General features: G+C 65.1%; 20 protein-coding genes. 13 read left to right on the top strand and 7 right to left on the bottom strand.

The features are described from left to right. Positions 1-29: 29 nt before the first annotated feature. The 5 genes from MF6396_RS17605 to MF6396_RS17585 form a co-directional block, all read right to left on the bottom strand. On the bottom strand, positions 30-1,010 hold the full coding sequence (locus tag MF6396_RS17605) for a FecR family protein (RefSeq protein ID WP_078481127.1): 981 nt from the start codon (positions 1,008-1,010) through the stop codon (positions 30-32). Positions 1,011-1,064: 54 nt separating this feature from the next. Then, the gene (locus MF6396_RS17600; RefSeq protein ID WP_043864025.1) at positions 1,065-1,562 is read right to left on the bottom strand and encodes an RNA polymerase sigma factor; all 498 of its coding nucleotides are present in this window, start codon (positions 1,560-1,562) and stop codon (positions 1,065-1,067) included. 147 nt (positions 1,563-1,709) lie between these two features. Further along, a complete protein-coding gene (locus tag MF6396_RS17595; protein WP_078481125.1) occupies positions 1,710-2,240 on the bottom strand; it encodes a cupin in 531 nt (176 codons plus the stop codon). 91 nt (positions 2,241-2,331) lie between these two features. Continuing rightward, complete coding sequence (locus MF6396_RS17590) at positions 2,332-3,162, bottom strand: alpha/beta fold hydrolase (RefSeq protein WP_078481124.1); 831 nt, start codon at positions 3,160-3,162, stop codon at positions 2,332-2,334. Between the two features lie 146 nt (positions 3,163-3,308). Continuing rightward, positions 3,309-5,168: an ABC transporter ATP-binding protein gene (locus MF6396_RS17585; RefSeq protein ID WP_078481123.1), complete on the bottom strand. Its 1,860-nt coding sequence runs from the start codon at positions 5,166-5,168 to the stop codon at positions 3,309-3,311. Between the two features lie 221 nt (positions 5,169-5,389). Between MF6396_RS17585 and MF6396_RS17580 the strand changes: the two genes are divergently transcribed. Together MF6396_RS17580 and MF6396_RS17575 are read left to right on the top strand one after the other, a co-directional pair. Then, entirely contained in the window at positions 5,390-6,175 is a 786-nt protein-coding gene (locus MF6396_RS17580) for a PhzF family phenazine biosynthesis protein (RefSeq protein ID WP_043864020.1), read from the top strand. An 81-nt stretch (positions 6,176-6,256) separates the two neighbouring features. Continuing rightward, complete coding sequence (locus tag MF6396_RS17575; RefSeq protein ID WP_078481122.1) at positions 6,257-6,475, top strand: hypothetical protein; 219 nt, start codon at positions 6,257-6,259, stop codon at positions 6,473-6,475. A gap of 45 nt (positions 6,476-6,520) precedes the next feature. Here MF6396_RS17575 and MF6396_RS17570 read toward each other — a convergent pair whose 3' ends face one another. Continuing rightward, complete coding sequence (locus tag MF6396_RS17570; protein ID WP_052504313.1) at positions 6,521-7,396, bottom strand: helix-turn-helix domain-containing protein; 876 nt, start codon at positions 7,394-7,396, stop codon at positions 6,521-6,523. Positions 7,397-7,614: 218 nt separating this feature from the next. Between MF6396_RS17570 and MF6396_RS17565 the strand changes: the two genes are divergently transcribed. From MF6396_RS17565 to MF6396_RS17535, 7 genes are all read left to right on the top strand, one after another. Continuing rightward, positions 7,615-8,469 carry a hypothetical protein gene (locus tag MF6396_RS17565; RefSeq protein ID WP_078481121.1) on the top strand — a complete coding sequence of 285 codons (855 nt, stop codon included), beginning with the start codon at positions 7,615-7,617 and terminating at the stop codon, positions 8,467-8,469. A 161-nt stretch (positions 8,470-8,630) separates the two neighbouring features. Next, positions 8,631-9,866: an MFS transporter gene (locus MF6396_RS17560; RefSeq protein WP_043864017.1), complete on the top strand. Its 1,236-nt coding sequence runs from the start codon at positions 8,631-8,633 to the stop codon at positions 9,864-9,866. 186 nt (positions 9,867-10,052) lie between these two features. Then, positions 10,053-10,883 carry a dihydroorotate dehydrogenase electron transfer subunit gene (locus tag MF6396_RS17555; protein ID WP_078481120.1) on the top strand — a complete coding sequence of 277 codons (831 nt, stop codon included), beginning with the start codon at positions 10,053-10,055 and terminating at the stop codon, positions 10,881-10,883. Continuing rightward, positions 10,883-11,818 carry a dihydroorotate dehydrogenase gene (locus MF6396_RS17550; protein WP_043864015.1) on the top strand — a complete coding sequence of 312 codons (936 nt, stop codon included), beginning with the start codon at positions 10,883-10,885 and terminating at the stop codon, positions 11,816-11,818. The genes MF6396_RS17555 and MF6396_RS17550 overlap by 1 nt, the downstream gene beginning before the upstream one ends. Beyond that, positions 11,815-13,071, top strand: a complete 1,257-nt coding sequence (locus tag MF6396_RS17545) for a Zn-dependent hydrolase (RefSeq protein WP_078481118.1) — start codon at positions 11,815-11,817, stop codon at positions 13,069-13,071. Before MF6396_RS17550 ends, MF6396_RS17545 begins: the two co-directional genes overlap by 4 nt. Then, positions 13,068-14,426 (top strand): dihydroorotase, encoded by a 1,359-nt coding sequence (locus tag MF6396_RS17540; protein ID WP_078481117.1) that lies wholly within the window; start codon positions 13,068-13,070, stop codon positions 14,424-14,426. The genes MF6396_RS17545 and MF6396_RS17540 overlap by 4 nt, the downstream gene beginning before the upstream one ends. Before the next feature lie 26 nt (positions 14,427-14,452). After that, positions 14,453-14,782, top strand: a complete 330-nt coding sequence (locus MF6396_RS17535) for a hypothetical protein (protein ID WP_078481115.1) — start codon at positions 14,453-14,455, stop codon at positions 14,780-14,782. 39 nt (positions 14,783-14,821) lie between these two features. Here MF6396_RS17535 and MF6396_RS17530 read toward each other — a convergent pair whose 3' ends face one another. Further along, on the bottom strand, positions 14,822-15,724 hold the full coding sequence (locus tag MF6396_RS17530) for a LysR substrate-binding domain-containing protein (RefSeq protein ID WP_058540305.1): 903 nt from the start codon (positions 15,722-15,724) through the stop codon (positions 14,822-14,824). 148 nt (positions 15,725-15,872) lie between these two features. Here MF6396_RS17530 and MF6396_RS17525 point away from each other — a divergent pair, with 148 nt between their 5' ends. From MF6396_RS17525 to MF6396_RS17510, 4 genes are all read left to right on the top strand, one after another. Further along, positions 15,873-17,456, top strand: a complete 1,584-nt coding sequence (locus MF6396_RS17525; RefSeq protein ID WP_078481114.1) for a peptidase M20 — start codon at positions 15,873-15,875, stop codon at positions 17,454-17,456. A 93-nt stretch (positions 17,457-17,549) separates the two neighbouring features. Then, positions 17,550-19,286, top strand: a complete 1,737-nt coding sequence (locus MF6396_RS17520; protein ID WP_078481112.1) for an amidohydrolase — start codon at positions 17,550-17,552, stop codon at positions 19,284-19,286. A 14-nt stretch (positions 19,287-19,300) separates the two neighbouring features. Beyond that, positions 19,301-20,302, top strand: a complete 1,002-nt coding sequence (locus MF6396_RS17515; RefSeq protein ID WP_054914375.1) for a CobW family GTP-binding protein — start codon at positions 19,301-19,303, stop codon at positions 20,300-20,302. 186 nt (positions 20,303-20,488) lie between these two features. After that, positions 20,489-22,090: a 5-guanidino-2-oxopentanoate decarboxylase gene (locus MF6396_RS17510; RefSeq protein ID WP_078481111.1), complete on the top strand. Its 1,602-nt coding sequence runs from the start codon at positions 20,489-20,491 to the stop codon at positions 22,088-22,090. Position 22,091 lies beyond the last annotated feature (1 nt).

Genomic DNA, 22,091 nt, shown 5'->3' with positions numbered 1-22,091 from the left:
CAAATAATTTTCAATCAGCCATCGGCGGGTCAGGCAGGGCGGATGATGGTCACCAGGTCGGTGTAGCGGCTCAGGCGAATCGGCAGGGTGCGTGCCAGCACATCGAGCATCTGCTCGGGGTGCTGGCGATTGAGGATCAGGCCCACCGGGCGTGCCGCCAGGCGCTCGTCGGCGATGAAGATGCGGCCCTCGCGCCAGCGCTGCAGGTGATTGACCACCTTGGCCAGGGGCGTGTCGAAGAACACCAGGCTGCCGTTGCGCCAGGCCAGCACCTGGTCGAGTTCGGCGCGCTGCACCGGGCCGAGCCCGGCGGCGCCGAAGGTCACGGCCTCGCCCTGGCCCAACTGTGCCTGCTGGCCGGGGATTTGCACCCCGGCATTGTGCTCACTGACGGCCAGGTCGGCGCTGCCGGCGTCGCAGGACAGGCAGAACGCACCCTGGTGGCTGACCACGGTGCCGGCCTCGGTGTCGATGCGCAGCGGGCGGGTATCGGCGGCCACCTTGAAATAGGCCTGACCACGCAGCATGCGCAGGCGCCGCGTGGTGCCGGAAAAGTCGAGGTCCAGGGCGGTGTTGCCGGCCAGTTCGATCACGCTGCCATCGGGCAGGCGCTCGGTGCGGGTTTCACCCACGCGCGTGTGCAGGTCGGCAAACGACAGGCCGTCGCCCTTGAGCCACAGTGTGGCCGAGCCGGTGGCCACTGCGGCGGTGCACGCCGCCATGGCCAGTTGCATGAAGCGCCGCCGCGAGACGCCGCGGGCCTTGGGGGCAGGCGGCGCCTGCACGGCAGGCAGCTCGGCGGCCAGGGCCCACAGCGCTTCGAGTTCCAGGTAGGCCTTGGCATGGCGCGGGTCGGCCAGCATCCACTCAAGCCACTGCTCGTGCTCGGCCTGGCTGGCCGAGCCTTCGAAGATCAGCGCGAACCAGGCGCAGGCCTGCTGCGAGATGGGGTCGGCCTGGGGCTCGTCGGGCGAGGCCGGGGCCGGCGTGGGGAAGGGCGGTTCAGCCATGGGTCGGGTCACTGTGCGGCGGTGAGGTGTACAGGGGCGCATGATAGTCCACTCTCACTCGGACATGCCCAGCTTGAGCAATTCCAGTGCCCGCACCATGCGGCTGTAGGCGGTCTTGGGCGAAATGCCCAGGCGTTCACCGATCTCCACGTAGGTCAGGCCTTCGCCGCGCGCTAGCAGAAACACCTCGCGGCAAGGCTCGGGCATGCGCTGCATCACGCGGTTGAGCGTGGCCAGCTGGTCCTGGGCGATCACCGTGCGTTCCAGGCTCGGGGTCTTCTGCTCCAGCGCCTGCAGCTCGGTGGGCTCGACCACCTCGCCCTTGCGGTGGCGCTCGCGACGCAGGTAGTCGATGAACAGGTTGCGCGCGCACAGAAACAGGTACGCGCGAAAGTTGTCGATGGGCGTGCGCCCCAGCTGTTCGGACAGGCGAATGAAGGTTTCCTGAGTCAGGTCTGCGGCGGTGTCCTTGCAGCGCACCTGACGATTCAGGTAGTCCTGAATTTCTTCACGGTGGGCAAGGTACAACGCCTTGAGGTCTGCGCTTGACACGAAACACCTGCGAGCTGGGGGTCAGGGAGCGCAGGAAGATAACAGGAATTAATATCATTTAAAACAACGCGGCCGAGGCGCTGGGGTAGCGTCTCTAGCGGTTCGGGAGCAATCGGGTCTGGGCCCGCTGGAGCCAGACGCTGCCCTTCAACGCTGGTTGAGCCAATGCTGCTGGTAGGCCCCTTGCGGGTCCTGCACCGGGCCGTGATCGGGAAAGGGCAGGTTGGCGATGCACGCAAGCTGGGCCTGGGTTGGCGCTTCGCGTCGGATGTCTGCGTGCTGCCCGGGCGGGTAGGCCCCCACCACCAGAAAGCCCGGGCTGCAATCGAGTTTGCAGTGGCCCGTGCCGGCGGGCAGCAACAGCACATCGCCTGCACTCACCTGTACTTCGCGGCCCCGCGGGCCGCCCAGCATCAGCCTTGCCTGGCCACACACCACGCCGAGCGCTTCGTGGCCCTCGGTGTGGTAGTGGTGGTAGGCGTAGATGCCATCGCGCCATTGCGCCGGCCAGCCATTGGCCTCGAAAGTGCGTTCGATTTGCGCCGCCGGATCACTGCCATGCAGCGCAATCGCGTGGGGGTAGATCAGCACCGGCAGCCGGGTGTTGTTGGGCACCCAGTCGTCGGGTTGCAGCCGCAGTACCTGCGAGGCTGTTGAAGGTGTGTGTCGAGTGTTCATGGTCGACCCTCGGCGATGAAGCCGGGGCGGCATCGGGTTGCCAGCCCGGCGTGGTGAGAGGGAGGGGCAGGTGGATGCCTGCCCCGGTCGCCTAGCTTCGCAGGAACGCGAGCAGATCGGCGTTGATCGTGTCGGCGTCGGTGGTGGGCATGCCATGCGGCAAGCCCGCATAGGTTTTCAAGGTGCCGTTCTGCAACAGCTTCGCTGACCGCGGCCCTGAGTTTGCATAGGGCACGATCTGGTCATCGTCCCCGTGCATCACCAGGACGGGAATCGTGATGCGCTTGAGGTCGTCGGTGAAGTCGGTCTGGGAGAAGGCCACGATCCCGTCAAGGTGTGCCTTGGCGCAGCCCATCATGCCCTGGCGCCACCAGTTCAGGATGGTGCCCTCGCTGGCGTTTGCGCCTGGGCGGTTGTAGCCATAGAACGGGCCCGACGGCAGGTCATGGTAGAACTGTGCGCGGTTGGCCTTGAGCTGCGCCTGCAAGTCATCGAATACCGACCTGGGCAAGCCGTCCGGATTGTTCGGGGTCTGGACCATCAGCGGTGGCACGGCACTGATGAGGGCAGCCCTCGACACACGCTCCTGGCCATGGCGAACGATGTAGCGGATCACCTCGCCGCCGCCGGTGGAGTGCCCCACGTGGGCTGCACCCTGCACGCCAAGATGGTCGACCACGGCCGCAACGTCGTCCGCATAGTGATCCATGTCGTGCCCGTCCCACACCTGGCTGGAGCGCCCGTGGCCGCGGCGGTCGTGCGCGACGACCCGGTAGCCGTGATCAAGGAAGAACAGCATCTGCGCATCCCAGTCGTCGGCACTGAGTGGCCACCCGTGGTGAAAGACGATCACCGGGGCATCGCGTGGGCCCCAGTCCTTGTAGAAGATCTCGACACCGTCCCGCGCAGTGACATACCCCATGTTCGTGGCTCCCGAGTGAAGTGGAGGGCGTGGTCAGTATCGTGTTGTGATCATGACCAGGTGAACAAAGTGCAGATCAGCGGATGAACGGCCTGCGCAGACGCTGCGATAGCCGTTGACCACGGACCATCGCAGGCTTGTACGGCTCAGTCCTGATGCATGGCCTGTGCTACCCCCTGATCCTCACCCAGGAACCCGCCACTCTGGTGGTGCCACAGCTGCGCATAGGTGCCATTTCTGGCAAGCAACTCGGCGTGGGTACCCTGCTCGATGATGCGCCCGTCATCCATCACCACCAGCCGGTCCATGGCCGCAATGGTGGACAGCCGGTGGGCGATGGCGATCACGGTCTTGCCCTGCATCATCTCGTCGAGGCTTTCCTGGATGGCTACTTCGACCTCGGAGTCCAGTGCGCTGGTGGCTTCGTCCAGCAGCAGGATCGGGGCGTTCTTGAGCATCACTCGGGCGATCGCGACGCGCTGGCGCTGGCCCCCCGACAGCTTGATGCCGCGCTCGCCCACCAGGGTGTCGTAGCCGCTATGGCCTTGCTGGTCGCTCAACTGGCTGATGAAACCGTCGGCCTGGGCACTGGCGGCTGCGCTGCGGACCTGTTCGTCGGTGGCGTCGGGCCGGCCATAGGCGATGTTGTCGCGAATGGAACGGTGCAGCAGCGAGGTGTCCTGGGTGACCATGCCGATGGCGCTGCGCAGGCTGTCCTGAGTCACATGGGCGATGTCCTGCCCGTCGATGCGGATCTGGCCGCTGTCGACGTCATAGAAGCGCAGCAGCAGGTTGATGAGCGTGGACTTGCCCGCGCCGGAGCGCCCCACCAGGCCGATCTTTTCACCCGGGCGAATGCTCAGGCTCAGGCCGTCGAGCACCTGGCGCTCGCCGTTGTAGTTGAAGCTCACCTTGTCGAAGGTGACCGCGCCGCCGCGGGTCTGCAGCACCTTGGCGTCCGGGGCATCCTTGACCTTGGGGCCGCGGGTCAGGGTGGCCATGCCGTCCTGCACGGTGCCGATGTTCTCGAACAGCGAGGTCATCTGCCACATGATCCAGTGCGACATGCCATTGATGCGCAGCGCCATGGCGGTGATCGCCGCCACGGCACCTGCGCCGACCTCGCCCTGGTGCCACAGCCACAGGGCATAGCCGCCGGAGGCCATGATCAGGGCCACCACCAGCGCCTGGTTGACGATCTCGAACTGGCTGACCAGGCGCATCTGGCGAAAGCCGGTCTGCTTGAAGTCTTCCATCGCCGCACGGGCGAAGTGCGCCTCGCGGTTGGAGTGGGAGAACAGCTTCACCGTGGTGATGTTGGTGTAGGCGTCGGAAATGCGCCCGGTCATCATCGAGCGGGCGTTGGCCTGCTCCTGTCCGACCTTGCCCAGGCGCGGCACGAAGTACAGCATGGCCAGGCCGAACAGCACCACCCAGGCAACGAAGGGCAGCATGAGCTTGAGCGCGAAGCCGCCGGCCAGCGCGATGATCGCGATGAAGTACACCCCGATGCCGGGGGCGATCTCGATCAGGGTGAACAGCAGGTCGCGCACCGCCAGTGCGGTCTGCATGACCTTGGTGGTGACGCGCCCGGAGAATTCGTCGGAAAAGAACGACAGGCTCTGGCGCAGCATCAGGCGGTGGAAGTCCCAGCGCAGGCGCAAGGGCAGGTTGATTGCCAGTATCTGGTGCTGAACCATGGTGCGCAGGGCCACCAGCCCGACGCTGCACAGCATCACGATGCCGATGCCCCACAGCACGCGGCGTTCCTGCGCTGCCGCATCGCCCCCGGCCTGCCAGGTGGAGAGCAGGTCCACGACCTGGCCCAGGAACGAAAACAGCCAGGCTTCATAGATGGACACCGCAGCGCTGAGCAGTGCGAACGCCAGAATGTAGCCGCGCGCACCCCGCGTGCACGCCCACAGAAAGCGTGCCAGGCCCACGGGCGGCGGGGGCACCTCGTCAGGAGGGAAAGGGTCGAGCCTTCGTTCAAATGCACGAAGCATGGTGGTCTCCAAAACGATCGAATGGGGGCAATTCTGACATCGAACGGCGGGCTTGCGGGACTTGTGGGGAGTGAAGAGGCGGTGGTGGTGTGCTGCGCTGGTTGAGAGAAAGGCCGCAATCGACCCAACGCGGGTTCCCGTTTCAGGATTTCAACAATAAATTGATAATTCAACGCCTGGTTGATATTTTCTGGGCCAGACGATCATTACTTGGGTGCCCGATGCAACTCGATATTTTCCAGGTGGACGCTTTTTCTTCCGAGACGTTCGGCGGCAACCCGGCGGCTGTGTGCCCGCTGGACGCCTGGCTACCTGATGCGACGCTGCAACGGATCGCAGCAGAGAACAATGTGTCCGAGACGGCCTATTGGGTACGCAACGGTGAGGTGTTCGAGCTGCGCTGGTTTACCCCCGCAGTGGAGGTCGATCTGTGCGGGCACGCCACGTTGGCCGCCGCCTGGGTGCTGTTCGAACAGCTTGGTGAATGCCGCGACACGCTGCGGTTTTCCACCCGCAGCGGTGAATTGCGAGTGCGCCGCGAAGGCGGTCGCCTGGCCATGGACTTTCCGGCCAAGCAGCCTGAAGCCGTAGCCCTGCCGCCTGGCCTGCTGCAGGCCCTGGGGCTGCAACAGGCCGAGGCGCTGTATCGCACGGACGATTACCTGGTAGTGGTCGAGGATGAAAGCATCGTCGCCGGGCTAGACCCCGACTTTGCCGCCCTGGCCGCATTCGAGGTGCGCGGGGTTGCCGTGACCGCGCCGGGTCGTCACATGGATTTCGTCTCGCGCTGGTTCGGGCCGCGAGTGGGGGTCAACGAAGACCCTGTCACCGGCTCGGCCCACACTTCGCTGGCGACCTACTGGGCCCAACGCCTGGGCAAGCGCAGCCTGAGTGCCGAGCAGGGCGGGGCGCGCAAGGGCCAACTGCACTGCGAAGTCCTGGACAACGACCGGGTCATCATCAGCGGTCACGCGGCGCTCTACCTGCGCGGCACCATCTTCATCTGAGGCGGGCCCGCCAAATCACTTCAAACTTTTCCTGCCTCACGGGTTCTGCTTAGTAACACCCCGCACTCGAAGGAGAACCCGATGAAACCCACCGATACCAAGCAGGGCGACAAGGTCCCGCGGCCACTCTCGTCGGACCAGGCGCAGAAGGGCACGCCATCCCCCGACCCGGTGCTGGAACAACCGGACCCGGATACCGAGGCAGTGGACAAGGTGATCACGCCGACGTCCATCAAGGAGCAGGAAGAAAAGACCCGCGAAATCCAGCGGCGCCTGGCCGAGGCGCAAGGGAAGGGCTGAAAGCGGCCCTGCCGGGCCCTGCGTGCCTTGGCGTGCCAGCGCCAGTCACAGCTTGGCGAGCAGGTGCTGCAGTTTTTTCGTGGCTTCGCGCCCGGAACAGGCGCGGCTGAGCAGGTCGCTGGACATGTTCTTGTACATGTCCACGGCCTGGGCAGAGGAGGTGACGCTGGCAATGCCCACATGCAGGTTGGGCAGCTCCCCTAGCCGGTAAGGGCTCACCGCCACGTAGCTGGTGGTCTTCTGCTCGAAGATCTGGAAGGTGGCGCTGGGCAGTGCCTCGTCGATCAGGTAGATACCCGGGTGATCGCTATTGGTCTCGACGATGGAGATCAGGTTCTCGATTTCCTTGCGTGCCAGCAGGGCGCGCTCCATTCGCACGCTGGGGGGCAGGTCCAGGCGGCCTACCAGGCCGATGTGCAGGTAACGCTCGATCTGACGCAGGCTGACAATCGACCTGACCTGGAATTTTTCGCGAAAGAAGGTGGATTTGCGCTCGTCCAGAATGCTCAGAATCTGGCTCTCCATCGCTTCCTGTGCCGGGCTGAAACCCTGTGGTCGAGCCTCGTGGAGCATGGTCTGAAACAGCGCCGAGTATTCGGGCGTGGTCAGCAGGTAGGAAAACGGGTCGAAGTAGGAGATGACGCTGCTGGAACGGGCCTCCAGCTGGCGCATGCGCTCGAAGTAGCCGAGGGCGTTGTCGAAGTACTCCGTATCGGAACCCAGCAGGCTGGTCAGCGACACCTTCAGCAGGTCGGCCAGGCGCTCCAGTGTGTCGAGTTTGACGATCTTGCCCAGTTCCAGGCGGTACACCGCAGCCCGCGAGATGCCGAGCTTGTCGGCCACCTGGTCGGCGTTGAGCTGGCGGCCGATGCGAAAGGCCCGGAGGCGCTCGCCGATTGCCTGGTAATCAATCTGGTTCACTGGGGGATCCTTGTCGTTTTTCGTGGTGGCATGTTCTACCAGATCGGCTTGACGAGGCCATGGCGCGAGTGTATCAATATTTAGACATGAACTGTTGCTTGTCCAAAAAATATAAAAAAGGCCGACACATGTCCACACCACCCTGCAGCTGCTGCGGCATCGCCTGCGCTGCCACCTGATACCACAACTCCACCCCCCACCTGATAGGAGCTTCCCTGATGAAGACTCGCATCGGCGCGCCCGCGTTCGCGCTTTTCATGACCCCTATGGTGATGGCTGGCCCGCCGCCAGCCTTCAGCGATACCTTTATCGGCTATCGCTACAGCAGCCATTTCTCGGACCCGGGCAAGCGCCAGGACATAGCCAAGCACATTGTCCAGCTTGCCCATGTGAGCAGCTACGCCCTGGGCCAGCAGTTCGCCAACGTGGATGTGTTCAAGTCCGACCGCGATGACCCGCGCAAGGACAGCAGCAGCGGCGCCACCGAGGTCTACCTGACCTACCGCAATCAGTTGCAGCATGCACGGGTGTTCGGTGGGCCGCTGGCGTTCGGGCCGGTGAAGGACGTCGCGCTGACCCTGGGCCTGGACTGGAACACCAAGAACAACGCGTTCCAGTCGCGAAAGCGCATGATTTTGATAGGCCCGACCCTCAAGTTCGCGCTGCCGGCAGGGTTTCTCGACCTCAGCCTGTTCTATGCCAGGGAATGGAACCACTGCGGGCTCGACAGCTGCCGGCAGCCGGGCAACCATTCGCGCATGGCGTTCGACCCGTTCTACCAGCTGAACCTGACCTGGGGCATACCGTTCGCGCTGGGCAGCCTGCCGATGAAGTTCCAGGGCTTCTACAGCTACAGCGGCGAGAAGGGCGATGACTACCGGCGCAACCCGACGGCGGATGAACAGCTGATGCGCACCTCGCTGATGCTGGATGCAGGGGCTGTGCTGGGCGGCGCAAGAAACACGCTATGGGTCGGGCCCGGATATGAGTACTGGCGCAACAAGTTCGGCAACCGCCGTGGCGACGGGATCGACGTGGACGCCTTGTCGATCAACCTGGAGTGGCATTTCTGAGCGCGGCGTTTTTTTGCGAGCCCGCAATCTAAATATTTAGACAATCGCACAGGCTGGCAGTACGCTTTGTGAAGCCTTGCACGGGCGGACCGGCGGCGATCCTGGGCGGGTTCAGGCGTCAGCTGTCTAAAAAACCATACAAAAACAAGAGGTAAACCAAGATGGCTTCTTCCGAAAAGCGTCCGAAGAAGGACGCGTCACCCAAGAAGGCCCTGATAGCCAGCGTGACCGGCTATGCGATGGACGGTTTCGACCTGCTGATTCTCGGGTTCATGCTGCCGGCGATCACCATCGGTCTCGGTCTGAGTTCCTCGGAGGCTGGCTCGCTGGTGACATGGACGTTGCTGGGCGCCGTGGCCGGGGGGCTGATCTTCGGCCAACTGAGCGACCGCTATGGCCGGGTACGCATGCTGACCCTGTGCATCCTCACCTTCTCGATATTCACCGGGCTGTGCGCATTCGCCCAGGGCTACTGGGACCTGCTGATCTATCGAACCCTGGCCGGGTTCGGCCTGGGCGGGGAGTTCGGCATCGGCATGGCACTGATCGCCGAAACCTGGCCGGCCAATCGACGCAATCGTGCTTCTTCCTATGTGGGCATGGGGTGGCAGGCCGGCGTGCTCGCCGCTGCATTGCTCACGCCATTGCTGCTGCCCTACATCGGCTGGCGCGGCATGTTCCTGGTCGGGTTGCTGCCGGCGTTCGTCTCGCTCGTGGTTCGCCATACCATGAGCGAGCCGGCAGAATTCGTGAAGGCCGCAGCCGACCCGGTGCCTTTTGCACGGCGCTTCACCGACCTGTTCAAGGACCGGCAGACCAGCAAGGCGAGCCTGGGGGTGATGGTGCTCACCTCGGTGCAGAACTTCGGCTACTACGGGCTGATGATCTGGATGCCCAGCTACCTGTCGAACAAGTTCGGCTTCTCGCTGATGGCCTCCGGAACCTGGACCGCAGTGACGGTGCTGGGCATGGCGTTCGGTATCTGGCTGTTCGGGCACCTGGCCGACCGTTTCGGACGCAAGCGCATGTTCCTGCTGTATCAGGCCGGCGCAGCGTTCATGGTCATCGCCTATGCCAACCTCGACAACCCCACGGTCATGCTGTTTGCCGGCGCGATCATGGGCATCTTCGTCAACGGCATGATCGGTGGCTACGGCGCATTGATCTCCGATCTGTACCCCGCGCAGATCCGTGCCACGGCGCAGAACGTGCTGTTCAACGTGGGCAGGGCCGCCGGTGGCTTCGGGCCGCTGGTGGTGGGCGCCGTAGCGCTGCACTATTCGTTCTCGGCGGCCATCATGCTGCTTGCCTCGTTGTATGGGGTGGCGATGCTCGCGACGGTGTTGCTGCTTCCCGCCTGCCAGGCCCACGACGTGCCGAAGCCGCAGCCGGCCTAGCCCGGCGGGATGGTTATGAATTTGCCCTGGCTTATTCGTATCAAAAATTAGACATAAACACCGAGCTGCAGTACAGTCGTCTTAAATAATCGCTGAAACACTGCTTCATCTGCCGCTTCGTCACTGAGGCGGCATTTACTTTTGACCGTGCTGTATAAAAATTTAGACAAATGCGAGGCCACCTCAATGAACGTGATTTCCGGCTGCTGCCAGGCGAGTGCCCTGACTCCCCCAGACGACACCTTGGCGGTCGTGATTTCCAACCAATGGATCAACGATGAATACAAGCGCCTGGTGCTACAGGCCGACGGCGCCGCCAGCCAGTCGTTGCCGGGGCAGTTCTTCAACCTGCTGTGCCCGAGTGAAGGCGAGCACAAGCCGTACTTCCGTCGCCCCATGAGCACCTACAAGGCCGACCCGGCCACGGGCCAGGTGGAGTTTCTGTACAAGGTGACCGGCAAGGGCACCTATGGCCTGGAGACGCTTGGCCAGGCGCAGACCGTGGAGATCCTAGGCCCGCTGGGCAAGGGCTTCGACCTGCAGCCGGGGTGGCAGCACATGATCATCGTGGCCCGGGGTGTGGGGCTGGCCACCCTGGCGCCGCTGGCCGAAGCGGCGCATCGGCTGGGCATCCGCCTGACCGCAGTGCTGAGTGCCCGCAGCGAGAAGAGCCTGCTTTCGCGCGAGCGCTTCGCCTCGCTGGGGGCCGACGTGCGGGTGGTGCTGGATGAGGATGGCAGCAGCTCGCCCGAACGGCTTGAACCGCTGCTGCGCCAGATCATCGCCCGTGAAGGCACCGATGCGCTGTTCACGTGTGGCTCCAGGCGGCTGACCCAGTTGCTGAAGAAGCTGAGCGCCGAGCTCGGCCTGGTGGGCCAGGTAGCGCTGGAGCAACAGATGGTGTGCGGCCTGGGCATGTGCCAGTGCTGCGTCGAGGTGTTCGAGGTGGACGGGCTCAGGGTGGGCAAGCGGGTATGCCTCGAAGGCCCTGTATTCGACCTGGCGGAGGTGGTGTGATGATCAATCTGAGCGTACAGGTCGGCGGGTTGCGCCTGAAGAACCCGGTGATGCCGGCATCGGGCACCTTTGCCGAAGAGCTTGCCCACCTGCTGGACTTCAACCAGCTGGGTGCACTGGTGACCAAGACCATCACCACCGAAAAGCGCAGCGGCAACCCGATGCCGCGGGTCTGCGAGCTGAATGACGGGATGATGAATGCCATCGGCATTCCCAGCAAAGGCGCGCAGCTGTTCATCGACAAGGTGGTGCCGTTCTACCGCGACTACGACGCGCCGTTGATCGTGAGCATTTCGGCGCCCACGGCCCAGGGCTTTGCCGACCTGGCGGCGCGGCTGAGCGATGTGCCAGGCGTGGCCGGCATCGAGGCCAATATCTCGTGCCCCAACCTGGAAGCGCATGGCCAGTCGTTCGGCATGCAGGCTGAAAGTACCCGCGACGTGGTGGAGCTGATGCGCCAGGTCACCTCGTTGCCGCTGTGGGTCAAGCTGACCCCCAATGCCGGCGAGGTGGTGCCGGTTGCCCTGGCTGCGCAGGAGGCCGGGGCCGATGCCGTCGTGGTGGGCAACACGCTGCTCGGGTTGTCGGTGGACATCGAGCGAGGCCGCGCGCGGCTGGGCAACTTCATGGGCGGCATATCCGGCGCCGCCATCCGCCCGCTGATGGTGCGCCTGACCTATCAATGCGCCCAGGCGCTGGAAATTCCGGTGATTGGCTGCGGTGGCATTGCCACGGCCGACGATGCGCTGGAGTTCATCTATGCCGGTGCCTCGGCGGTGCAAGTGGGTACGGCCACCTTCCTGCACCCGAAAACCATGAACACCATGGTGTCTGAACTGGAGGCCTACTGCCGGCGCAAGGGCGTTGCCTCGATCAGCACCCTGATCGGCGCCCTCGACGATTTGCCCGCCGAGCCGTTTGGAGCCTTGCCATGATCGCGCAATGGCCTGAACAGGCCGCCAGACTGTTCGACACCATCGCCGCCTTGTCACGCGATGCCCAGGTGGGGATCACCCGCGAAAGCTACGGCCCCGGCGAGAGTGACGCCATCGCCTGCCTGAGCGACTTCGCCTTGACCCAGGGGCTGGAGGTGGCAACCGACCGTGCGGGCAACGTGATCTTCACGCGCAAGAGCGACAATGGCCAGCCCGCGCTGTGGTACGGCTCGCACCTGGACTCGGTGCCCCAGGGCGGCAACTACGACGGCCTGGCCGGCGTTGTGGCGGGCCTGCTGTGCCTGTGCCGGCTCGACCGCGAGGGCGTGGCCACGGCGCAGCCGGTGCGGGTCATCGGGCTGCGTGGCGAGGAGAGCGCCTGGTACGGCAAGTCGTACATCGGTTCGCGTGCGCTGGTCGGCGGGTTGAGCGAGCACGACCTGCAGCTGACCAACCGCTTCAGCCAGCGCACCCTGGGCCAGGCCATGCAGGCCGTGGGCGCCGACCTGGCAGCGATTGGCCGTCGGCAGTGGCTGGTCGATCGCACCCAGTTTGCCGGCTATCTGGAAGTGCATATCGAGCAGGCGCAGTCGCTGGAGCGCATGGGGCAGGCCGTGGGGATCGTGCCCGGCATCCGCGGCAACCTGCGCCATAACCAGGTTCGCTGCCTGGGCGAAGATGGCCATTCGGGCGCCGTGGCTCGGGAGGACCGCCACGACGCCGTGTTTGCCGTGAGCGAGCTGGTGGCCCGCATCGACCAATGCTGGCGTGAGTACCTCGCCGCCGGGCGAGACCTGGTGGTTACCGTCGGCACACTGGGGACCAACGCGGCGCACCATGCCGTCTCGCGTATTCCCGGCGAGGTCAGCTTCAGCCTCGAGATGCGCAGCCTCGACATGGCCACGCTCGAGGCCTTTCACGCGGTTGCGCTGCACGAGGCAAAGGCCATCGAGCAGGCCCGCCAGGTTCGCTTCGAGTTCGACCTGCGTATCGACACGGCCCCGGCGGCCATGCACGCCCCCTGGGTCGAGGCGCTGGTGCGCCAGGCCCGCCAACAAGGCTGGCAGGGCGTGCTCACCCCCAGCGGTGCCGGCCATGACGCTGCGGTTTTCGCCAACGTCGGCATCCCCAGCGCCATGCTGTTCATCCGCAACCAGAACGGCTCGCACAACCCCCACGAGGCCATGGCCCTGGACGACTTTCTGGTGGCCACCGAGGTGCTCTACCACACGACACTGGAGCTGACACCATGAGTGTACCCCGCAATGCCTGGCTGATCCGCAACGCGACCCTGGTCAACGAAGGCCGCACCTGGGCGGCCGATGTGCGGCTGCGCGAGGGCCGCATCGACTGCATCGGGCAGGCCCTGCAGCCGCTTGCCGGGGAGGGCGTGATCGAGGCGCACGGCCTGTGGCTGCTGCCGGGAATGATCGACGATCAGGTGCACTTCAGGGAGCCCGGCCTGACCCACAAGGCGGACATCGCCAGCGAGTCGCGGGCCTGTGCAGCGGGCGGCATCACCAGTTTCATGGAGATGCCCAACACCAACCCGCCCGCGCTCGATCGGGCCAGCCTGGAAGCCAAGTACGCCATCGCCGCCGCATCGAGCGCGGTCAACTACGCCTTCTACATGGGGGCAAGCAACGACAACCTGGCCGCCATTCGCGCCATCGACCCGGCCAGCACGCCAGGGCTGAAGGTGTTCATGGGGGCCTCGACCGGCAACATGCTGGTGGACGACCCCGAGGTATTGAACGAGATCTTCCGAGTTTCGCCAGTGCCGATCATCACCCATTGCGAAGACACGCCCATGATCAATGCCGAGCTGGAAAAGGCCAGGGCGCGCTTTGGCGAGGACATTCCGGCCCGCGAGCACCCGCTGATCCGTTCGCGCCAGGCGTGCATCAGGTCCACTCGGCTGGCCATCGAGCTGGCGCGCAAGCACGGCACGCGCCTGCATGTGCTGCACATCTCCACGGCAGAAGAGCTGCAGCTGTTCGAGCCCGGCCCCCTCAGCGGCAAGCGCATCACCGCCGAAACCTGCGTGCACTTTCTGCACTTCACCGATCACGACTACGAGCGGCTGGGCTTTCTGATCAAGTGCAACCCGGCGATCAAGTCGGCCAGTGACCGCGCCGCCATCGTCAAGGCGCTGGCCGAAGGTCGGCTCGACGTGCTGGCGACCGACCACGCCCCGCACCTGCTCGAAGAAAAGCGCAGCACCTACGCCAAGGCGCCGTCAGGCATTCCGCTGGTGCAGTACGCGCTGCAGGCCGCCCTGGAGCGCGTCTTCTGCGGGGAGCTGAGCCTGGAGCGCCTGGTCGAGGTGGTCAGCCACGCACCGGCGCAGCTGTTCCAGGTCAGTGGCCGGGGCTACCTGCGCGAGGGCTATGCCGCCGACCTGGTGCTCGTCGACCCGCAGCGCCCGCACCGGGTGAGCAATGACCAGGTGCTGTCCAAATGCGGCTGGACGCCGTTTGCCGGTACCGAGTTCTCATCGAGCATCGTCGCCACGTTCGTCAATGGCGAACGGGTGTGGGACGGCGCCACGGTGAACAGTGCAGTCCGTGGGCAACGACTTTCCTTCAACCGCGCCACGCCTGCCTAGTGGCGCAACAAGAGGTACGAACAACGATGAATTTTCATGAAATGGTGCAACGCTTCGCCGCCGCGCTACCGGGCACCGACTCGTTCAAGCAGGCCAACGCCGACTGTGAGGCCATCATCCGTGACGAGCCGTTCCAGGCCGGCGCGGCCTTTCTGGTCGCGGGCTTTTGCCGCAGCTACGTGCTCATCTACGAGGATCAGGGGCTGGAGCACGACTTCGCCCTGCGCAACCAGCGCCAGCTGCTCGAGTACATGAACAGCCTGCAGGCGGCCCTGGCGACGTGCGATCACGCGATTGCGCACCAGGCACTGATCGAGGTGGTGACCCATTACGCCAGGAGCGAGCGGATTTTCTAGGGCGGCGGCTGGCGGCGCCAGCAGGCCGGAGCCAACGGCCTAGAGCGCCGTCCAGGACTGCCTCGAAGCCTGCAGCTGGTTCTTGATCCAGTTGGTAAAGGCCCGCACGGCGGGCCGCTCGCACTTCTGCAGGTCGGTGACCAGGTAGTAGCCGCGGTGCGAGTGGATGACGATATCGAAGGGGCGCACCAGCAGCCCCTTGGCCATGGAGTCGCCACACAGCAGGTTGTCGCCCATGGCAACGCCCTGGGCCGCGATGCACGCCGCCTGTGCGCAATGTGCATCGGAAAACAGGATGCCCGTGGCCACGTTCAGCTCCGGGGTGTTCGCCGCCGCCTGCCACACCCGCCAGTCGCTGTAGTCGCTCATGTGCAGCAATGGGAACGCGGCCAGGTCCTGCGGGGTCTTGAGCCCGCCCAGGGCGTTGATCAGCCGCGGGCTGCAGACCGGAAAGTAGTTCAGCGCCGCTATCTGTTCCACCTGCATGCCAGGCCAGTCGCCGATACCGTAGGAGATGAACAGGTCGGCGTTGTGGTTGCTTACGTCATCCGCCGTGGTCGGTGTGACCATGTGCAACTGGACCTGGGGGTATTCCTTCACGAAGCCGCCGATGTGATGGCACAGCCAGTAGGTGGAAAACCCCGAGCTGCAACTGATGGTCAACTTGCCATACACCTCCTGGTCATCGACCCGCCGGCCTGCATCCTCCAGGTTGGCCAGCAGGCGCTGGATCTCCCGGGCGTAGCGTTCGCCGCGAAACGTCAGCGAGATACCCCGGCCCTGGCGCTCGGTCAGGGCAAAGCCGAGGGTGTCCTCCATGCCCGTGATCTGATGGCTGATGGCGCTGCGGGTGAGGTTGAGCTCAAGCGCCGCGGCAGTCACGCTGCCCAACCGGGCAACCGCTTCCAGGGCACGTAACGCGGGCATCGAGGGTAGACGCATGGGGCGCTCCACTGACTTATTGTTGAGCAAATATAAACATTAATGGCGAAATAAATCGATTGTCGTATTTTCTGGTTCAACAATACTAGGCAGGCCCTGCGGGTCCGAGCCGCTCAGCGGGGTCACATACCAATAAGGAATGCCCTGCATGATCGAGCCCAAGGCCTTTGCCCAGAACTGGGTGGACCAACAGCAAACGACCCTGTCCGACTGGCACCAGGTGATCTGGCATTATGCCGAGCCGGCCTTTCGCGAGTACAAGTCCTGCGCCTGGTACGTCGAGCTGCTGCGCAGGCAAGGGTTCGAGGTGGAGGAGGGCAGCGGCGGCATGCCTACCGCCTTCTGCGCCACGTTTCGCAACGGCGACGGCCCTGTGCTGGCGACCTACGCGGAGTACGACGCGGTGCCGGGCAACAATCAGGCGGCGACCACCCGGCGCCAGCCGCGCGAAGGGCTGTCGCGTTTCGCCCCGGGGCATACCGACCCTCATTCGGCGCTGGGCATCAGTGCCCTGGGTGGCCTGCTGGCCGCCAAGGCCGCCATGCTCGAACATGGCATCGCGGGCACGCTGAAATTCTTCGGCGAGCCGGCGGAAAAGCTGCGCGCCTCCAAGCCGGTGCACGCGGCCAAGGGTTATTACGATGACCTGGACGCGGCCATCAGCTTCCACCCCACGTATATGCTGCCGCTGAATAACACCACTACCTGGGATACGCACTGCGGCATCGCCTACGCCTACATCTATACCTTCACCTGCGATTCGCCCCAGGACTGGATCGCAGCGGACAAGTACAGCCCGATTCCGCAGAACCACCTGGCCGCCAGGGCGCCTGGGGCCAACGACGCGCTGGTGCACTTCTATACCCTGAACGAGAGCATGCGCCGCTCCACGTTGCCGTTCACCGGGCTGTGGAGCTACAACGAGGCGATCCTCACCGCCGGCCAGGCCACGGCCGACAACCTGCCGCCGCACATCGCGCAGATCCAGTACCTGTCGCGCTGCGACTCGCTCGAGCAGGCCGAGGCCATCTCCCAGGTGATGGACAACAACGCTGCCGCCGCCGCCCTGGCCACCGGCTGCCAGTGGAACAAGACCTGGGTGTGCAAGTCCCGTGGCGGGCTGTCCAACCATGTGCTGGCGCAGGCCACCTACGACAACCTGCAGGCCATCGGCGCCCCCACCTGGGACGACGAGGCCATCGCCATCGCGCAGCAGATCCAGGGCAACCTGGGGCTCGAACCCATGGCCCGGCCGTTTCTGCCCGAAACCGAAACCCTGATCGACCCACAGGAGTGCGAGCGCCTGCTGCGCCAGCAGATGCCCGCCTGGCAAAAGCACCTGACCTCGGACGACTACCCCGAATACACCTGGCATTGCCCGACCGTGCGCCTGCTGGTGGCCCGCCCGATGCTCTCGGCACCGCCTGGCTACACCTACCCGGACTGGGTGCCCAATGCCCTGGGCGGCATCCGCCAGACCATCGACCCGATGATCCAGGTGGCGGCCAAGACCATCGGTGCCACCCTGATCGACCTGCTCACGCGGCCCGAGCTGCTGGCCGCCGCCCGCCAGGAATTCACCGAGCGTACCGGCGGCGGCATTGGCGGCACACGCTGGCAGGCGCCGCTGCTGCCCCGGGACTTCAAGGTCCCGCATGACTTCCGCTGGCCCGAATACATCCGCACCGCCCGTGGCGAGGAGTGGTGGATTCCGGCCCGGGACGACGAATAGCCGACCGGCGACGGCGCCTGCGGCGCCTTTTACCCAACCTGGTTTTCTTGGACTGGTGCCGCGCGGCGGTGCCATGCAAAGGTGTTCCCTGCGATGAGTGCGATGACCGATTACCGCTCCAGCCATGTGCCCGGCCCCCAAGGCGCCGCCGACCTGGTGTTTCTGAATGGCCGCATCTATACGGTCGATGAGTCTGCCCCCTGGGCCGAAGCCGTGGCCATTCGCAATGGCAGCTTCGTCGCGGTGGGCAGCAACGACGAGGCGAAGGCGTTCGTCGGCCCGCGCACCCAGGTGGTGGACCTGGACGGCCGTTTCGTGATGCCGGGTATCTACGACATGCACACCCACCCGGACCTCAAGCTTGCGCCCGGGTACTCCGGCTACCTCGAAGTCGGCGTCAGCGATCCGACCCCGGAGCAGGTGCGCCAGGCCATTCTCGACTATGCGGCCGAGCACCCGGGCGACGGCTGGGTGTATGGGCAGTACTTCGTGCGCTACACCTTCAAGCAGGCCGGGCTGGTGCCGTCGCGGCAATGGCTGGACAGCGTGCTGCCGGACCGCCCGGTGGCGATCCTGGATCGCTCCTGGGGCTGCATGATGGTCAACTCCAGGGCGCTCGAGATCGCCGGGATCGACGCCGACACCATCGACCCGCGCCACGGCTACATCGAGCGCGACAGCGTCACCGGCGAGCCGACCGGCATCCTGGTGGACGGTGCCTATGCACTGATGCACGCCGCCATGCCGCCCACGCCGCAACACGCCCTGAAGCGTGCCTACCGCGAAGGGGTGTGGTTCCAGAGCGGTCATGGGGTGGTGGGCACCAAGTATGTGCACGTGTGCGAGCACCGTCTCAATGCGCTCAAGGCCATCGACCACGCGGGCGAGCTGTCGGTGCGCGTGGAGGCCGCGATCAGCTGGCAGGACGACATCTTCCCGGTCAAGCGGCGCTGGGAGCTGCTGGCGGGTGAGCGTCACTTCTATCGCAGCGCACGGCTCAACGCCAATGCGGTCAAGTTCCACTTCGACGGCACCCACGAATCGCGCTCGTCGTACCTGTCCAGCGCATGGCCGGGGGAGGAGCGCTGGCGCGGCCACCTCAACCTGACCCCCGAGCACATCACCGACATGGTGGTGGACATGGACCGCCGGGGTATCCGGGTCATCGCCCATTGCACCGGTGACGGCGCCTCCGACCTGTTCCTCGATGCCGTGGCCATGGCGCGGGCCAAGAACGGGCCCGACGGCGTGCGCCACCAGTGCGCCCACAGCACCACCTTGCTGGATGCCAACCTGCCGCGTTTTGCCGCGCTCAACGTCACCGCCGAGTTCTCCCCGGTGGGCTGGTTCCCTTCATCGTTCGCCAACGCCCGCGCCGTGTTCGGCGAGGACCGCATGCAGCGCGCCTACAACTTCAAGGGCGTGTTCGAGCATGGCGGCGTCGCGGTGATGGGCACCGACTGGCCGGTGTCCAGCATCAACCCCTGGATCGGCTTCGAGGCCATGGTCACCCGGCAGAACCCGTTCGGCGAGGAGCAGGGCAGTTTCTACGGCTCGCCCATCAGCCTGGAGCAGGCCATGCGCGTGATGACCATCAACGGGGCGTGGTGCATGGGTATCGAGGACAAGGCCGGCTCCATCGAGACGGGCAAGTCCGCCGACCTGATCGTGCTCGATCGCAACCTGTTCGAGGTGGAGCCCAAGGGCAACATCCACAACACCCAGGTGCAGATCACCGTGCTCGAAGGTGAAATCACCTGGGACCGCAACGGCGAGTTCGATGCCGGCACCCACGCGGCCACCTGGCGCCGTGAACTCCCCAACTTCTGAGGCGGGCCGTTTTGATGAACAAGCAGTCTCCCATTCCGGTGACGCTGGTGTCGGGGTTTCTCGGCTCCGGCAAGACCACCCTGCTCAACAAGATCCTGGGCAGCGATCACGGCTTGCGCATCGCGGTGATGGTCAATGACTTTGGCGCGATCAACATCGACAGCGAGCTGATCGTCAGCCAGACCCAGACCACCCTCAGCCTGGCCAACGGCTGCATCTGCTGCACGGTTGAAAGCGACCTGATCGAGCAACTGGGGCGCCTGCTCGGCGACCGGCAGAACCGCCCGGAGTACATTCTGATCGAGGCGAGCGGGGTGTCGAGCCCGGGCAAGATCGCCCGCACGCTGAAGTACCCGCAGTTTCGCGATGCGCTGTCGATCGACAGCATCATCACGGTGGTGGACACCGAGCAGTTCGGGCAGCTCGAGGGCGAGATGGCGCAGTTGGCCATGGACCAGCTGGACGTGGCGGACATCATCGTGCTGAACAAGGTGGACCGGGTCGAACGCAGCCAGATCGAGGCGCTCAAGAGCCGCTGGCTGTACCCCCGGGCGCGAATGCTCGAATGCCAGTATGGCGATGTACCGCTGGAGCTGGTGCTGGGCGTGGGGCGCGGCAACCCGCTGGCGTCCTTCACGCCGGCCAAGGCGGCCTCAGCGCCGAGCATGGGCGGGCACGCGGCAGATCACGCCAGCGTGTTCGAGTCCTGGAGTTTCGCCAGCGACAGACCGATGGCGCTCGACACGCTGCGCGCGACGCTGGCGCAACTGCCGGCGTCGATCTATCGGGCCAAGGGCACGCTGCACATCGCCGAAGTGCCAGGCAAGCGGTTCATCATGCACCTGGTCGGCAGCCGCTGCGAGATCCTGCCCGACCGCGCCTGGGGCGATGAAACGCCCCACACCCGGCTCGTGTGCATCGGCAAGCGCGGCACCCTGGCCCCCGAGGCGCTCGAGGCCGGCTTCCAGGCGTGCGTTGTCCACACAAATGACAAGCTTTATTCACATCATGGGTGAAGCGGAATTGGCGACGGCCTCCGGCAGGTTCAGCAATGTGGGTGGTAGTGGCCTTCTGGCCTGTGCGGAGGTGGCAGGAGTGGTGAGCAGATATCAACAATCAGCCAAATTTAATTCGATTGTGGTTGCCCAGCATCTACTGAAAAATGCCTCGGCGGTCTGGTAAAAATAACAGGAGAAGACCCAATGACTAGTTGTGCTCAGGCGCTCGTCAAACTGCTTGAAGGTTATGGTGTGGACACCGTGTTCGGTATTCCGGGCGTGCACACTGTTGAGTTGTATCGCGGATTGCACGGTAGCCGGCTTCGCCATGTCAGCCCTCGCCACGAGCAGGGCGCAGGGTTCATGGCGGACGGCTATGCCCGAGCCAGTGGCAAGCCGGGGGTGTGCTTCATCATCACAGGCCCCGGCATGACCAACATTCTGACCGCCATGGGCCAGGCCTACGCCGACTCGGTGCCGATGCTGGTGATTTCCACCACCAGCCGTCGCGAGCACCAGCGGCTGGGGCACGGTTACCTGCACGAACTGCCTGACCAGCGCGCCATGGTGGCCGGCGTGTGTGCCTTCAGCCATACCCTGCAGCGCCCGCAGGAACTGCCGGAGGTGATTGCCCGTGCCTTCGCGCTGTTCTGTTGCGCCCGGCCGCGCCCGGTTCATATCGAGATCCCGCTGGATGTGCTGGAAATGCCGGCCGATGGCCTGGACCTGAGCCCTCGCGCATTGCCGCTGGCCAGCGCGCCTGCCGAGGCGGCCGTACAGCAGGCCGCCGCCTTGCTGGGCGCGGCACGGCGGCCGCTGATTCTCGCCGGCGGCGGCGCGCGCGGTGCCAGTGATGCACTGCGGGCACTGGCCGAGCGTCTCCAGGCCCCCGTTGCGCTGACCACCAATGCACGCGGCATCCTGCCGCCTGCGCACCCGCTGCTGCTCGATGGCGTGCAATCGTCCGCCCATGGCCGGGCACTCTTTGCCCAGGCGGATGTGGTGCTGGCGGTGGGCACCGAGCTGGGCGAAACCGACTACGACTTCTTCGGCCTCGGGCCACTGGCCCTGCAGGTGCCGGTGATTCGCCTGGACATCGACCCGATGCAGATCCTGGGCGTGCAACGCGCAGCCGTCGGGCTGCTTGGCGACGCACGGTTGGGGCTGCAGGCCCTGATCGCAGCGCTGCCCGGGGCGGCCGCAGACAGTGACTGGGCCGCGTTGAACGTGCCGCGGGTCAATGCCGCCGAGCGCGGCAGCTGGACCGGCAGGCAGCAGGCCATGCAGGCGCTGCTGGATACGCTGCGCGACAGCCTGCCGGCGCCGATCCTGGTTGGCGATTCGACGCAGCCGGTGTACCAGGGCGCGCTGGGCTACCGCGCACCGGCCCCGTGCACCTGGTTCAACGCCGGTACCGGGTACGGAACGCTGGGCTACGGCCTCCCGGCGGCCATCGGTGCCAAGGTTGCCCTGCCTGAACGTGCCGTGGTGGCGCTGGTGGGCGATGGTGGTTTGCAGTTCTCGAGCGCCGAACTGATCGCGGCGCGCGAGCACGGCATCGGGGTCATCCTGGTGCTGTGGAACAACCAGTGCTACGGCGAAATTCGCGACTACATGACGGCGCGCGACATTGCGCCCCTGGGCGTGGACATCCTCACGCCGGACTTCGCGGCGTTCGCACGCTCCTGTCATGTGCAGTACCACACCGCCGGCAGCCTGGACGGGTTGCGCGATCTGCTGCAAGGCCTGGAGAGCGGCGAGCCGCATGTCATCGAACTGAACGCCTCGGACTTTCTGCCTGCCTGAC

It is taken from the genome of Pseudomonas sp. MF6396 (assembly GCF_002018915.1).
In the GTDB taxonomy this organism is placed as follows: domain Bacteria; phylum Pseudomonadota; class Gammaproteobacteria; order Pseudomonadales; family Pseudomonadaceae; genus Aquipseudomonas; species Aquipseudomonas palmensis.
The sequence above is the reverse complement of the archived record's forward strand: the minus strand, read 5'-3'. Positions and strand labels throughout refer to the sequence as shown.

Excerpts from the sequence above, each read along its gene's own strand:
- MF6396_RS17605 (WP_078481127.1), bottom strand. The coding sequence starts at position 1,010 with ATGGCTGAACCGCCCTTCCCCACGCCGGCCCCGGCCTCGCCCGACGAG.
- MF6396_RS17595 (WP_078481125.1), bottom strand. The coding sequence starts at position 2,240 with ATGAACACTCGACACACACCTTCAACAGCCTCGCAGGTACTGCGGCTG.
- MF6396_RS17590 (WP_078481124.1), bottom strand. The coding sequence starts at position 3,162 with ATGGGGTATGTCACTGCGCGGGACGGTGTCGAGATCTTCTACAAGGAC.
- MF6396_RS17585 (WP_078481123.1), bottom strand. The coding sequence starts at position 5,168 with ATGCTTCGTGCATTTGAACGAAGGCTCGACCCTTTCCCTCCTGACGAG.
- MF6396_RS17580 (WP_043864020.1), top strand. The coding sequence starts at position 5,390 with ATGCAACTCGATATTTTCCAGGTGGACGCTTTTTCTTCCGAGACGTTC.
- MF6396_RS17575 (WP_078481122.1), top strand. The coding sequence starts at position 6,257 with ATGAAACCCACCGATACCAAGCAGGGCGACAAGGTCCCGCGGCCACTC.
- MF6396_RS17565 (WP_078481121.1), top strand. The coding sequence starts at position 7,615 with ATGAAGACTCGCATCGGCGCGCCCGCGTTCGCGCTTTTCATGACCCCT.
- MF6396_RS17560 (WP_043864017.1), top strand. The coding sequence starts at position 8,631 with ATGGCTTCTTCCGAAAAGCGTCCGAAGAAGGACGCGTCACCCAAGAAG.
- MF6396_RS17555 (WP_078481120.1), top strand. The coding sequence starts at position 10,053 with ATGAACGTGATTTCCGGCTGCTGCCAGGCGAGTGCCCTGACTCCCCCA.
- MF6396_RS17550 (WP_043864015.1), top strand. The coding sequence starts at position 10,883 with ATGATCAATCTGAGCGTACAGGTCGGCGGGTTGCGCCTGAAGAACCCG.
- MF6396_RS17545 (WP_078481118.1), top strand. The coding sequence starts at position 11,815 with ATGATCGCGCAATGGCCTGAACAGGCCGCCAGACTGTTCGACACCATC.
- MF6396_RS17540 (WP_078481117.1), top strand. The coding sequence starts at position 13,068 with ATGAGTGTACCCCGCAATGCCTGGCTGATCCGCAACGCGACCCTGGTC.
- MF6396_RS17535 (WP_078481115.1), top strand. The coding sequence starts at position 14,453 with ATGAATTTTCATGAAATGGTGCAACGCTTCGCCGCCGCGCTACCGGGC.
- MF6396_RS17530 (WP_058540305.1), bottom strand. The coding sequence starts at position 15,724 with ATGCGTCTACCCTCGATGCCCGCGTTACGTGCCCTGGAAGCGGTTGCC.
- MF6396_RS17525 (WP_078481114.1), top strand. The coding sequence starts at position 15,873 with ATGATCGAGCCCAAGGCCTTTGCCCAGAACTGGGTGGACCAACAGCAA.
- MF6396_RS17520 (WP_078481112.1), top strand. The coding sequence starts at position 17,550 with ATGAGTGCGATGACCGATTACCGCTCCAGCCATGTGCCCGGCCCCCAA.
- MF6396_RS17515 (WP_054914375.1), top strand. The coding sequence starts at position 19,301 with ATGAACAAGCAGTCTCCCATTCCGGTGACGCTGGTGTCGGGGTTTCTC.
- MF6396_RS17510 (WP_078481111.1), top strand. The coding sequence starts at position 20,489 with ATGACTAGTTGTGCTCAGGCGCTCGTCAAACTGCTTGAAGGTTATGGT.